This window comes from Flavobacterium sp. KH_035 (genome assembly GCF_057839565.1).
On the sequence record NZ_CM174492.1, the window covers coordinates 1,499,116 to 1,512,988 of the forward strand.

12 protein-coding genes are annotated in these 13,873 nt (G+C 34.9%); 6 read left to right on the top strand and 6 right to left on the bottom strand.

Features of this window, described 5'->3' with window-relative positions; all coding sequences use genetic code 11:
• Nucleotides 1–283 precede the first annotated feature (283 nt).
• The 5 genes from AC3IS6_RS06610 to AC3IS6_RS06630 all read left to right on the top strand — a co-directional run bounded on the left by AC3IS6_RS06610 (nucleotide 284) and on the right by AC3IS6_RS06630 (nucleotide 5,805).
• On the top strand, nucleotides 284–2,755 hold the full coding sequence (locus tag AC3IS6_RS06610) for a bifunctional UDP-N-acetylmuramoyl-tripeptide:D-alanyl-D-alanine ligase/alanine racemase (protein ID WP_489164191.1): 2,472 nt from the start codon (nucleotides 284–286) through the stop codon (nucleotides 2,753–2,755).
• A gap of 68 nt (nucleotides 2,756–2,823) precedes the next feature.
• On the top strand, nucleotides 2,824–3,237 hold the full coding sequence (gene mscL, locus AC3IS6_RS06615; protein ID WP_173964845.1) for a large conductance mechanosensitive channel protein MscL: 414 nt from the start codon (nucleotides 2,824–2,826) through the stop codon (nucleotides 3,235–3,237).
• Between the two features lie 166 nt (nucleotides 3,238–3,403).
• The gene (locus tag AC3IS6_RS06620; RefSeq protein ID WP_281923291.1) at nucleotides 3,404–4,393 is read left to right on the top strand and encodes an aspartate-semialdehyde dehydrogenase; all 990 of its coding nucleotides are present in this window, start codon (nucleotides 3,404–3,406) and stop codon (nucleotides 4,391–4,393) included.
• A gap of 191 nt (nucleotides 4,394–4,584) precedes the next feature.
• Nucleotides 4,585–5,211, top strand: a complete 627-nt coding sequence (locus tag AC3IS6_RS06625; protein ID WP_489164192.1) for a hypothetical protein — start codon at nucleotides 4,585–4,587, stop codon at nucleotides 5,209–5,211.
• A gap of 90 nt (nucleotides 5,212–5,301) precedes the next feature.
• Nucleotides 5,302–5,805: an SMI1/KNR4 family protein gene (locus AC3IS6_RS06630; RefSeq protein ID WP_489164193.1), complete on the top strand. Its 504-nt coding sequence runs from the start codon at nucleotides 5,302–5,304 to the stop codon at nucleotides 5,803–5,805.
• Nucleotides 5,806–5,872: 67 nt separating this feature from the next.
• Here the strand turns inward: AC3IS6_RS06630 and AC3IS6_RS06635 are convergent, their stop codons facing one another.
• The 4 genes from AC3IS6_RS06635 to AC3IS6_RS06650 all read right to left on the bottom strand — a co-directional run bounded on the left by AC3IS6_RS06635 (nucleotide 5,873) and on the right by AC3IS6_RS06650 (nucleotide 8,409).
• A complete protein-coding gene (locus AC3IS6_RS06635) occupies nucleotides 5,873–6,190 on the bottom strand; it encodes a 2Fe-2S iron-sulfur cluster-binding family protein (RefSeq protein WP_026982672.1) in 318 nt (105 codons plus the stop codon).
• A 59-nt stretch (nucleotides 6,191–6,249) separates the two neighbouring features.
• On the bottom strand, nucleotides 6,250–6,732 hold the full coding sequence (locus AC3IS6_RS06640; protein ID WP_489164194.1) for a hypothetical protein: 483 nt from the start codon (nucleotides 6,730–6,732) through the stop codon (nucleotides 6,250–6,252).
• A 217-nt stretch (nucleotides 6,733–6,949) separates the two neighbouring features.
• Nucleotides 6,950–7,189, bottom strand: a complete 240-nt coding sequence (locus AC3IS6_RS06645; protein ID WP_026982674.1) for a NifU family protein — start codon at nucleotides 7,187–7,189, stop codon at nucleotides 6,950–6,952.
• A gap of 89 nt (nucleotides 7,190–7,278) precedes the next feature.
• Nucleotides 7,279–8,409, bottom strand: a complete 1,131-nt coding sequence (locus AC3IS6_RS06650) for an Mrp/NBP35 family ATP-binding protein (RefSeq protein ID WP_489164195.1) — start codon at nucleotides 8,407–8,409, stop codon at nucleotides 7,279–7,281.
• Between the two features lie 418 nt (nucleotides 8,410–8,827).
• Here AC3IS6_RS06650 and AC3IS6_RS06655 point away from each other — a divergent pair, with 418 nt between their 5' ends.
• A complete protein-coding gene (locus AC3IS6_RS06655) occupies nucleotides 8,828–10,447 on the top strand; it encodes a L,D-transpeptidase family protein (protein WP_489164196.1) in 1,620 nt (539 codons plus the stop codon).
• Between the two features lie 62 nt (nucleotides 10,448–10,509).
• On the opposite strand, the gene AC3IS6_RS06660 is transcribed toward AC3IS6_RS06655, so the two are convergent.
• Entirely contained in the window at nucleotides 10,510–12,939 is a 2,430-nt protein-coding gene (locus tag AC3IS6_RS06660; RefSeq protein ID WP_489164197.1) for an ABC transporter permease, read from the bottom strand.
• A 147-nt stretch (nucleotides 12,940–13,086) separates the two neighbouring features.
• Nucleotides 13,087–13,794, bottom strand: coding sequence for an ABC transporter ATP-binding protein (locus tag AC3IS6_RS06665; RefSeq protein ID WP_489164198.1), 708 nt, complete (start codon nucleotides 13,792–13,794; stop codon nucleotides 13,087–13,089).
• Nucleotides 13,795–13,873: the final 79 nt, after the last annotated feature.

Genomic DNA, 13,873 nt, shown 5'->3' on the forward strand with positions numbered 1-13,873 from the left:
AATATAACTAAATAATATTTTTTTGCCACGAATTGCGCGAATTAGCGCAAATTTTAATTTGTGCCCTATTTTTTAAATGCGACAGGTACTTGTTTAAAGCAGATCGATTTATTGGATATGAAAAAATCTGCGTAAAAAATAACCGGAAAGAATTAGCGAAAATTAGTGCAATTCGTGGCAAACTATTTTATTTTCCAGCGGTAAAAATCACCACAAATAATTAGTGAAAATTTGTGAACTTGCTGGCGAACCTTTTTTTAAATTTGACAAAAAGAAAATCTTAATGAGCATAAATATAAAAAGCCTGATTCCGGTTCTCGAAGCCGAATGGACTGGTTCGGATTCTGATGTTTTTGTCGATCATATCTCGATCGACAGCCGTTCTTTACAAAACGGCTCTAAAACTTTGTTTATTGCCCTGTCAGGGGTTAATAATGATGCTCATTTGTATATAGAAGAACTTATAGAAAAAGGAGTTCAAAATTTTGTGGTACAGTATATTCCGGAGAATGTAAAAGGGAAAGCTAGTTTTTTAGTGGTCAAAAATACCTTACGGGCTTTACAGGAGTTTGCAGGATATTATCGCGATCTGTTTACCTTTCCTATTATCGGATTAACAGGAAGTAATGGTAAAACGATCGTAAAGGAGTGGTTAAATTTCCTGCTGAGTCCGGACTATAATATTATCCGAAGCCCTAAAAGTTATAACTCTCAGGTGGGTGTTCCATTGTCTGTAATTGCCATTAATGAAAAACATAATCTGGGTATTTTCGAAGCTGGAATATCGACGGTTAATGAAATGGTGAAACTAGAAAAAATCATTAAACCTAATATTGGAGTTTTAACGAACATCGGTTCTGCACATGACGAAGGGTTTGAAAATCTGGAAGAAAAAATCGATGAAAAATTACTGCTGTTTAAGAATGCGGCTGTTATTATCTATCAGAATAATAAACTTGTAGATGAATGTCTGGTAAAGTTAAATCAGGAATATTTTTCATCAGAAAGAGTACTTTTTTCGTGGAGTTTTACCGACGAATCAGCAGATGTTTTTGTGGTGAAGCGAGTTAATGAAGACGAAACAACGAGTATTCAGGCCCGTTACGGGAATGAAATTTTCGATTTAGAAATCCCATTCAGTGATTCAGCCTCCATAGAAAATGCGATCTCCTGTTTGTTGGTTATGCTTTACCTAAAGTACGATGCAGAAACCATTCAAAATCGATTTCAAAATCTGTATCCCGTACAAATGCGTCTTGAGGTTAAAAACGGAATCAACAATTGTAGTATTATCGACGACAGTTACAGTTCAGATTTCCAGTCACTCAAAATAGCATTGGATTTTTTAGAAAGCCAGCGGAAAAAAAACGCCTCAAAAACGGTTATTCTGTCGGATATCTTTCAAAGTGGATTTTCTAATGAAGAATTGTATACAAAAGTAGCACAGTTAATTGCGGACAATAAAATAAACCGAGTAATAGGAATCGGATCAACCATTTCTTCCTTTGCTGCTAAATTTTCGAACTGTACCATTTTTCAGAATACAGCCGAATTTATAGCAGAAATTGAAAGTCTGAACTTCGAAAATGAAACCATTTTAATCAAAGGAGCAAGGTCATTTCAGTTTGAAGAAATTGTATCGTTGCTGGAAGAGAAAACCCACGAAACGATTCTGGAGATTAACCTGAATTCGATTAGTCACAATCTCAATTATTATAAATCGAAATTAGCGGCAAACGTTATGCTAATGGTAATGGTTAAGGCCTTTGGTTATGGGAACGGAGGATTGGAAATTGGCAAATTGCTTGAACATCACAAGGTAGATTATTTGGGAGTGGCATTCGCCGATGAAGGAATTTCACTTAAAAGCGGCGGAATAAAACTGCCAATTATGGTCCTGAATCCGGAATCGACCAGCTTCCCTTCAATCATACAATATCATTTAGAGCCCGAAATATATAGTATTAAGGGACTAAAAGCTTTTTTAAAAATTGCCAGAGAAAAGAATCTAAAAGACTTCCCGATTCACATAAAACTGGATACCGGAATGCACCGTCTGGGTTTTGAAGAAAACACTTTAGACGAATTAATTGAAACATTAAGAGGGAATTCGACTGTAAAAGTAAAAAGTGTGCTTTCGCATTTGGCAACAAGCGATGAGGAAAGGCATTTCGATTTTGTCAGATCTCAGATTCGCTTGTTTGAGACCTTGTCAGTAAAATTAATTACAGCCTTAAATATTAATCCTATTCGCCATATTTTGAACACTTCCGGAATAAGTAACTTTCCGGATGCGCAATACAATATGGTGCGCTTGGGAATTGGTTTGTATGGTGTATCAAACGATCCCGCCGAACAGAAGTACCTCGAAAATGTGGGAACACTAAAATCGATTATTTCTCAGGTGCGAACAATTCCGGCAGGTGACAGCGTTGGTTACGGACGTCGCTTTATGGCAGAAAAAGAAACCAGAATCGCTACAATTCCTATTGGATATGCAGACGGAATTTCACGTTTATGGGGTAATCAGGTAGGTTATGTCGTTATTAAGAATCAAAAAGCATTTATTTTAGGAAGCGTTTGTATGGATATGCTCATGGTAGATGTAAGTGAGATTGATTGTAAAGAAGGAGATTCTGTAATCATTTTTGGCGAAAATCCAACAGTTGTCGAAATGGCAACAGCTTTAAAAACAATACCCTATGAAATCATGACCAGCATCTCGCAACGGGTAAAAAGAGTGTTTTTTAGATAATCTTAACAAATTGTCAGGAAAATTATGTATTTTCGAGATCAATTAAGTATAAACTAAAATAATCGATTATGGGATTTTTTGCAGATTTTAAAGCTTCTTTGCTAAAAGGTGATGTGCTTAGTTTAGCGACAGCAGTCGTTATTGGTGGCGCATTTGGAAAAATAGTAGGTTCTGCTGTAGACGATATTATTATGCCAGTTGTTGGTTTACTTACAGGAGGAATAGATTTTACTCAAAAATTTGTTACGCTGGATGGTAATACGTATCCAAATTTAGCTGCAGCTAAAGCCGCCGGGGCTGCAGTAATTACGTATGGAAATTTGGTTCAGGCGATAATTAATTTTGTGATTATATCGTTTTTTGTATTTGTTGTACTAAGAGCCGCTGAAAAAGCTAAGAAAAAAGAAACTGTGGTTGCGGCACCTGCCGGGCCAACTCAAGAAGAGTTACTTACGCAAATTAGAGATTTGCTTAAAAAATAATTCCGCTACACTAAGTCTAACTAAACCGTTCCTTAATTGGGGCGGTTTTTTTTGATATTGTTTGATTTGTAACATTTTGTTATTTTTTGTGAAGGGCGTTGTTTTGATTTTTATTATGTATACTTTTGCATAACAAAATAAATTAATTCATACTAAAAATATAAAAATGAGAATAGCCGTTGTAGGTGCCACTGGTATGGTTGGCGAAGTAATGCTTAAAGTTTTAGCAGAGAGAAATTTTCCTGTTACTGAGTTAATTCCTGTAGCTTCTGAGAAATCAGTAGGAAAAGAAATCGAATATAAAGGAACAAAATATAAAGTGGTAGGATTGCAAACAGCAGTTGATATGAAAGCTGATATTGCTGTTTTTTCGGCTGGAGGAGATACTTCACTGGAATGGGCACCAAAATTTGCTGCAGCCGGAACAACTGTTATTGATAATTCTTCGGCATGGAGAATGGACCCAACTAAGAAATTGGTAGTTCCGGAAATCAATGCTTCGACTTTAACCAAAGAAGATAAAATTATTGCAAACCCAAACTGTTCAACCATTCAAATGGTGTTGACTTTGGCTCCATTGCATAGAAAATACAATATTAAAAGAGTTATCGTTTCTACTTATCAATCAATCACTGGAACTGGTGTAAAAGCGGTAAGACAATTGGAAAATGAGTATGCTGGAGTTCAGGGTGAATTGGCTTACAAGTACCCAATTCACAGAAATGCTATTCCACATTGCGACAGCTTTGAAGAAAACGGATACACTAAAGAAGAAATGAAATTAGTTCGTGAGACTCAAAAGATTCTTGGGGATAACACGATCAGAGTCACAGCTACAGCGGTTCGCGTACCGGTTGTTGGCGGACATAGTGAGGCTGTAAATGTTGAGTTTACGAATGACTTCGATGTAAACGAAGTTCGTGAAATTCTGCACAATACTGATGGAGTAGTAGTACAGGATAATTTAGATACCTTTACTTATCCAATGCCATTATACGCAGAAGGTAAAAATGATGTTTTTGTTGGTAGAATTCGTCGTGACGAAAGTCAGCCAAATACTTTAAATCTATGGATTGTTGCCGACAACCTGAGAAAAGGAGCTGCAACCAACACGATTCAAATCGCTGAATACTTAATTGCAGCTGGTTTGGTATAAAAAGAGATTAAATAAAATTGTTATAAAGAGAAAGCCGTAATTGCAGTAATGCAGTTGCGGTTTTTTTGTGTTATGTTAAAAGTCTTATTGCGATATTCTTATGGCTTATTTGAGTGATTGGGTTTAATCATTAGAATTATTTTTGTTACTTAAATAAATGTTTAAGAGGGTAATTAAATTATGAGATTGAAATGGATATGAGATGTGATGAAAATGAAGGAATAAAAATTTTAAGAGACTTTGCAGAAGGGACTCTTGGAGTTAGGGATTTTGAAAGCCAGATTTATACCAACAAAAAATTAGAAGAAGTTCTTTTAGGTTCAGGTTTGAATTGGCAAAACACGTATATCAAGAATACAACTCCGTTTCTTTATTTAGCTGAGATTAATTACAATAACTATGCAGGAAGGTTGAATGCTCATGGTTTTGTACAGCTGTTTTTAGAGAGAAAGAATATTACATTTTCGGAGTTTAAAGGATATTCGGATGAATTTGATTTAATTTCGGTTTCTGAACCCAAATACATTGATGCTTGTTCTTCTTTTATTGAAAAGTATATTTTGCCACAAGATAAAAGTTTAACCAAAAAAGAACAGAAAGAAAAAATTAAAAATAATTTTGCTAGCCTTTTTAAGTTTCAAAGTAAACCACCAAAATGGATACAAAGTCCCGATTGGATAATTAAAAATGACAAACCTTTATTTTTTCTAGGTCAATTTGATATTAAAAATTGTAATCTCTTTCATGATGATGGAAGTGTGTATTTATTTGTAGATACAGAAACAGGAGAAATTGAAACCGTAAAGCAATTCTACTGAATAATGTCAGTAAAGTAATGTAGTTGCGGTTTTTTTGATGTGTAAATTTCAATTAAAAACCATAAATTAGCTACTATAAATAGCAATGAGATGAACTTCAATAATTATAAAATAATACCCAATTACAAGACCAATAAAACCGATTTGTTTGTGGCAGATGAAGAAGAGATTCTGGCTTGTGAGAAAACCTTAAATATTGCTTTTGATGAAGATTACAAAGCATATGTTTCAGAATTTGGGAGCGGAATCCTGGGTGGGACTTACGTACGGATCTATCTTCCCGAAACGATAATACTAACCTTGGAAGAATGGAGAAGCCGTATAGCAGAGTATTGGTTCTGGGACGAAGGAAAAGAGGTGCTTACCAAAGAAGAAGTTTTGAATGCTGTTAGAATAGGAGATACTTATGATGGCGATGAAATTATTCTTTTTAAGAATGAATATTTTATTCTGCCAAGACATAGCGAAATGATCTACAAAGCAGGGAGTACACTTGAAGAAGCTATTACTTGGTTGTGTTCGTCAGGAATCCTCACAGAAGCATTTTCGGAAAGAGAATTTGAACCTTTTGATCCGGGTGAGTTACAAGCATAATTTTTAATTGATACAGCATTACAACTCATAAAAAAAGCGAGAATTTGAATTCTCGCTTTTTTGTGCTTTAATATTCCGGGGCTAGTTCTAATTCCAGACCTTCTAATTCAGTAGTAATTGGAATCTGACAACCTAAGCGGCTATTTGATTTAACATAAAATGCTTCCGACAGCATGGCTTCTTCTTCATCTCCCATTTCTGGTAACGCAACATCATTTAAAACATAACATTGGCAGGAAGCACACATGGCCATTCCGCCACAGGTTCCTTCAACAGGAAGCTCGTATGCTTTGCACAACTCCATTATATTCATTGCCATATCAGTTGGAGCTTGTAACTCGTGTATAACTCCTTCTCGATCTTTAATCTTTATTAATACATCCATTTTAATTAGTGGAATTTTACTGATTCGGATTTTATAACGTGAAAAAATCCTTAATTATATTAACTGTTTTTGATACTAAATGCGTATTCTTTTTTATTGCCTTCTTTAAGGTGCATTTTTACACCAAGAATATTTCCGTTTTTCTCCAATATTGTAACTATAGCAATTACGGAATAATAATCTTTATCAGATTGGAAGACCAAAGTACCTTCATACGTTGAATTCATCACTCCTTGTTTGTCTGTTGTAACAGATACTTTTCTTGGGTGTGAAAATTGTGCAACACTATAAGTGGCTTTGTTGGCAAATTTTGCTTTTCCGCCGCAGATGTCATACAGAAAATCATAGTTTCCTATTCTAAGACTTCCTTCTTCGTCATTCGCGTTAGTCGAAAATACAATCTGACCAGCGTACTTAAAATCTGACCATTCTTCAGATTCATTTAGCCAGGCTTTATCAACAACTAGCGTCTGAGTGGTTTGTTGCGCATAGTTTACAGAAACACAAAATAATAATAAAAAAAGAGCGTAATACTTCTTCATAAAATTTAAGATTTAAGGGTTATGTCACAAATTTAAATAAATATGTCACAATTCCTTAACTAAAACTCTTAAATATTTGTATTATTTTTTGCTAAATACGCAATAACTCGCTTAATTAATATTGTTTTTTTGTGAAATTGTAAATCAAACCACATAAAGCGCTATTATTCTTGTTAAATCGATAAAATCGAAATGCTGAGAAAAATTGTGTTTTTTATTACATTATATTAACCACAGTTTCTATTTGTGGTGCATATTTCTTTATAGTTGTCTCAACTCCCGCTTTTAATGTCATTTGATTTACACTGCAGCTGATGCATGCTCCTTCAAGACGAACTTTAACGTGTTTGTCATCGTCTATTGAAATAAGCGTAATGTCTCCTCCGTCAGAATTTAAAAAAGGTCTGATTTCATCAAGAGCCAATAATACGTTGCTTGTTAATTCTTCTGTTGTCATAATTTTATCAATTAGAAAATTTGTCAATTAGATGATTCGACAATTGTATGCATTATCTAATCATCTAATTTTCTCATTATCTCATTATATTAATTTTTTTTTACTGCTGAACAACCTGCCATAGTTGTAATTTTTATGGCTTCGGTTGCTGGTAAGCTATCGTTTCTGTTTACGGTTTCCTGTACAACATTTCGGGTAATTTCTTCAAAAACGGTTTCGATTGCAGAAGCAGTTTGCAAAGCAGCCGGACGACCATAGTCACCAGCTTCACGAATAGATTGTACAATTGGAACTTCTCCTAAAAAAGGAACATTTAAGTCTTCGGCAAGATTTTTTGCTCCTTCTTGTCCAAAGATATAATATTTATTGTCAGGTAATTCTGCTGGTGTAAAATAAGCCATGTTTTCTATGATTCCCAAAACAGGTACATTAATGTTGTCCTGCATGAACATCGCCACTCCTTTTTTAGCATCGGCCAAAGCCACAGCCTGAGGAGTACTTACTACCACAGCTCCTGTAATTGGTAACGATTGCATGATCGAAAGGTGGATGTCTCCTGTTCCCGGAGGTAAGTCGATTAGCATAAAATCTAATTCTCCCCAATCAGCATCAAAAATCATTTGGTTCAGGGCTTTTGCAGCCATCGGACCTCTCCATATTACAGCCTGACTTGGGGCTGTAAAGAAACCAATTGAAAGTATTTTGATCTCGTAGCTTTCGATAGGTTTCATTTTTGATTTTCCGTCAACAATAATCGAAACCGGTTTTTCGTTTTCAACATCAAACATAATTGGCATTGATGGTCCGTATATATCGGCATCAAGAACCCCAACCGAAAAGCCCATTTTGGCAAGTGTTACGGCAAGATTTGCAGTAACAGTCGATTTTCCAACTCCTCCTTTACCGGAAGCAACGGCAATAATATTTTTGATTCCAGGGATAGCACGACCTTTAATTTCGTTTTTCTCCGGAGTTTCTACTTTAATATTTACTTTGATTTTTGCTTCAGGAGATACTAATTCATGAATTGTTTTTTTGATATCATCTTCGGCTCTTTTTTTGATATGCATTGCCGGTGTATGCAACACCAGATCTACCACAACTTCATCACCAAAAGTAATGACATTGGCAACAGCGCCGCTTTCAACCATATTTTTTCCTTCTCCGGCTATAGTGATTGTTTCTAGAGCTTTAAGAATTTCTTTTCTGTCTAATTTCATTTTAATGGACTATTTTCGATTGATTGAAATCGATTTAAAGTATTGTGTTTATTTAAACTGATTTCAGACTGCAAAGATAACAGATTATGTTCGGATTCAAACCCTTTTTAAATTGTATTTATCGATATTGAGATTGGTCAAAATGATTCTTGATTGCTCATTTTTCTTTTTCTCATTTTTAAAAAGACATGATCTATTTTATTTGCTGTTGAAAATTAAGAAAAATTGTGATGAGAGAACAGCTAAAATTTAAGAATAAGGTCGTTAAAATATCAATAATCTTAGCTATATTTGAGTGCCCCAAATTTGCGATTCCCAACTATTCTGAAAAGTATGTGAAAACTTGTCTTTGGGTAAATTATAGGTTTTTGGTATTTTTTGAATAAAATTTATTTTCTAAAATTTAAATCTGAAAAATATGCGAAATTTTACTTCTTTGTCTGTAATTATTACTGTTAGTTTTTTGCTGTTTTCTTTTGAATCTTTCTCCAAAGAGAGCACTGTAAAATATGAAGTTAAGGGGCTTGAGAATGTCTTGGCATCCAAAAAGTATTTTTCTAAAATTGCTGTTGATGCTGAATCAATCAATCAGTTTTACAAAAAGTATCCCAATTTAAAAAAATACCAAAACGATGTTCTGGATCTTTACAAGAAAAAAGAATATAAAACAATCTGGTATGATGATAAGAGTGTGAGCGAATTTGGGGCATTGCTTTATCACAAAGTACGGTTGCTTAATGAGCAGGGAATTAAAGCTACCATGCCTTATATGGATTTGGTAGACGACGTTTTTAATGAAAATGTCACTAGTGAACTTCCTCAGATTGATACGGAACTTTTACTGTCTAATATGTATGTGTTTTATGCCAGCAATGTCTATTCAGGAGTTGATCCGGCAACACTAAAAAAAATAGGGTGGTTTCTTCCGGCAAAAAGCATTTCTTATTCCAAAATATTGGATTCCCTTATGGTTGATCCCGACCGATTAAACAAAGATGAAAATCTTTTATTTGGACAATATTATAAGCTGAAAGCGGTATTGAAAAGATACAGAACGATCGAAAAAAATAATAAGTGGACAAAAATTGATATTGATAGTGTCAATTATAAAGACCTGAAACCTTTTGACAGCGGTATAACGATCCAACAAATCAGACAGCGTTTGTTTGTGGTAGGAGATCTGGCACAGGACTCGAAAAGTCATATATATGATGAAGAAATGATGGCCGGAGTTTTGAAGTATAAAAAGAGATATGGGCTTAAATTGAATTATGCGATAACCCGTGATCATATCAACCAAATGAACGAACCCATTGGGAATCGTATTAAAACGATCATGTTGAATATGGAACGCTGCAGATGGATACCAACAACCTTGGCAAAGGCCAGTGAATATGTGATGGTTAATATTCCTTCTTTCAGGCTGATTTATGTGAAAAATGGTAAATACGAGCTGGTCTCAGATGTTTTTGTAGGTACCCGAATGACGGAGACTGTAATTTTCAGCGGTAATATGGATCGAATTGTATTTAGTCCGTATTGGTACGTTCCACAGAGTATCATTAAAAATGAGCTGAAACTGAAAATGGCGGAAGATAAAAATTATCTGGCTGATCATAATATGGAGTGGAACGGAGGGAATGTTAGACAAAAACCAGGGCCTAAAAATTCTTTGGGATTGGTTAAATTTATGTTTCCAAATCCCAATGATATTTATTTGCACGATACTCCGGCCAAAAGTTTATTTGAGTTTGAAAAACGTATTTTCAGTCACGGTTGTATTAACGTAAAAGAGGCAAAAAGTCTAGCTCTTGCCATTTTAAAAGATAATCCGGACTGGCCTGTAGATAAAATTGATACGGCAATGAGTGGAGAAAAAGAAACCACCTGCATGCTGAAAACCAAAATTCCAATTTACATAGGATATTTTACGGCCTGGGTAACGGATGATGGAGAAATTGGTTTTTACCCGGATGTTTACGACAGAGATAAACAACTGGATAAGTTATTGTATTCCGATTCAGTTGTTTCGAAATAGGAAAAAGAAACCCGCCACATCGTAATGATTTGGCGGGTTTCTTAAAAAAATGGTCTACAAGTTTATTCGTATTTTAAATATTTTAAGATATCGATCTTCGTTACCTGATAGGCTTTTGCTAAAACGATCATTAGCGTTAAAACCAGCAGAGAGGCCAAAGCGATACTAAATGGAATTACCGAGACTCCAATTCGGAAGGCAAAGTTTTCCAGCCATTTTTGTAGCAAAATATATGCCGGAATGATACCAATTACAAATCCCAGTAAACAAAAGCCAACATATTGCTTGGATAATTCTTTTAATAAAGCATCTGTTTCAGCGCCCAATGTTTTTCGAATGGCAATTTCTTTTAGTCTTCGTTCCATCGAGAAAGAAGCCAAAGCAAACAATCCGAAAATGGCGATGATGATTACTACAAGATTTAAAATGAAAAACAGATTTTTCTGTTTTATCTGTTCCTGATAGGTTCTGGCAAAGCCTTTATTGACAAATTCGTATTCAAAAGGATAGTCTTGGTTGATGTTTTTTGCCCAGAATTTGTCTAATTTTGATAAGGTTTCGGTTAAGTTGTTTGGAGAAACTTTCACATAAATATTATCGTAATTATTCCACTTTAAAGTTTTAAGATTGATAAAAACCATTGGTGGTACTTTGTCTTGTAATCCCGTGATGTGAAAATCCTTTACAACACCAACGATTTTAAATTTCATGTTTCCTTTTTCATTTCCCCAACCCGATGTTATAACCGTATTAATAGGATTTTTAATTCCTAAGGTTTTAACAAGAGTTTCGTTTACCAGCCAGTTATCAACGGTGTCCGATGCAAATTTTGGAGACAAATCGCGTCCCTGAACAATTTTGATTTTCATCATATCAAGAAAACCAAAATCCATTTCGACATTTCGGGATTGTACAAAAATACTATTGTGTGTAAATCCTGAACTGGAGTTGGTGCTATTTCCAAAAGTACCGGCAAAGGTGGATACATCTGTAACTCCCGGCATTTTTAAAAGTTCTTGTTTTGTGGTTTGATATTTAAGGAATTTCTTGTCGTATTCCTGATAATTAAAAGGAATTTTGATGACCTGATCTCCACTAAAACCAAGATCTTTGTTCATCATATAGCTTACCTGTGAATTCACGATTAAAGCACCAATAATAAAAAAAGAAGCAATACCAAACTGGAAAATAAGCATCGAATTTCGAATCCAGATACCGCTTTTACTTCTGGAGAAGTTTCCTTTTAAAACCTTAAGCGTTTCGAAATTTGAGATGTAAACGGCAGGAAAAACACCTGCAAGAACGATTACTAGTCCAAATATAAAAAGAAGCTGCAGATAAAATTCACTGCCATTCATAGTCAGGGATTTTTTCAAAAAAGTATTGTAGTACGGCAGAGAAAGTTCTACAATTGCCAGAGCAAAAATAATGGCTAAAACTACTATTATCGCGGTTTCGAAAATAAACTGAAGAACGATCTGCTTTTTAGTGGCTCCCACAATTTTACGAACACCTACTTCCTTAGCGCGTTTTATTGCTGAAGCTGTTGCTAAATTGATGTAATTGACCAAAGAAAGCGCCAGAATCAAAATAGAGAGGCCGACCATGATGTAAAGCAATTGCAGGTTTCCTTTTCCTTCCGGAAGATTTGCTCCCTGTGACGATTTTGTACCGTGCAAACGGGTATCGCCTAATTTATCTAATATTACAGTTGTCTGTCCATTTTCTTTTACATACTGTTCCGGAGTTTGTCCGTTGGCTTTTGCATCTTTCAAAGTTCGGTTAACGTAATCTACATTTTGTATTTTCTTTAAAACAGTTGCAATATCAGTTCCTTTTTTAACTTTAATCATTAAGCCATAATTAAAGTTACCCCAACTTTGCTCGTCGCCATCACGGGTAACTCCGCTAAACACGTAATTGGGTTCAAAAGCTGAAGGCGCTATGATTTTATAAACGGATTTTACCGTGTAATCTTTGTAATTATAGGTAATTGATTTGCCAATTGGGTCTTCGTTCTTAAAAAGTAATTTTGCGGTTTCTTCTGATAACGCCACACTGTTTTTTTCTTTCAGGATATTGGTTTTGGCTCCTTTTACGATAGGTAGCGGAAACATATCAAAAAAGCCATTGTCGGAAACAGCAATTTTTTTGTGAAAGAATTTTTGCCCTTGGTACTTGATCATATCATTATTGTACCAAGAATTAAAAAAACAGATCGATTCTATTTCGGGAATTGTTGCTTTACAGGTTCTTCCGAAAGGAATACTGCTCGAGGCCCAGGTATCTCCTGTTGCTCCAATTTTATTCAAAACCTGATAGACGTTATCTTTTTCAGGATTCCATTGATCATAGGCATTTTCGTTATTCCAGTATAAAATGGCGAAAATTACTCCGGAGATTCCAATGCTTAATCCCAGGACATTTAAAAACGAAAACAATTTGTTTTGCTTCAAATGGTATATAAATATTTTAAACCAGTTAAAAATCATATTGTATTTTTTATAGTTGTTATGGTAGCTCTTAAAATAGTCTTACAGGTTTTGCTATTGGTCAGGCTTTACAGAGTTGATAGTATTTTGCAAACAAATCCCATCAGGATTATGATTGCGGTTACAATAAATTTGATCATTTTATTTTTATTTAGCGTCCATAAAAACATCAACATTACGCTGATTGAATTTTTCAGAGAATACCACACCATCTTTCATATGGATCGTTCTTTGCGAAAACGAAGCGTCATAATCAGAGTGGGTAACCATTAAAATGGTAGCTCCTTTAGCGTGTAAATCGGTTAAAAGTTCCATCACCTCATTACCGTTTTTACTATCTAAATTTCCGGTTGGCTCATCGGCCAGAATAATTTTAGGATCGTTTACCAAAGCTCTTGCAACGGCAACTCTTTGCTGTTGTCCTCCTGAAAGTTGCTGCGGGAAATGTTTAAGGCGGTGAGAGATATTCAGTTTCTCGGCAATAGCCTCAATTTTTTGTTTTCTCTCTGAGGGTTTTACATTGTTGTAAATCAAAGGCAATTCGATATTGTCATAAACCGAAAGTTCGTCGATCAGGTTGAAATTCTGGAAAATAAAACCAATGTTTTCTTTGCGGACATTTGCTCTTCCTTTCTCTTTTAAACCAATCATTTCCTGATCTAATAATTTGTAGCTCCCGCCCGAAGCACTGTCCAAAAGCCCAATGATATTCAGTAAAGTCGATTTTCCACAACCCGAAGGCCCCATAATGGTTAAAAAATCTCCTTTTTTTATCTCTAAAGAAATCCCGCTTAAAGCTGCTGTTTCTACTTCTTCTGTTCTGAAAACTTTGGTTAGGTTTTGAATGGTTATCATAAGTTTTGAAATTTTAGTGGTTGTTAATTCTATTTTTTGATTGATGATTGAAACTTTGTTTATTGTGAAATGTGAAATG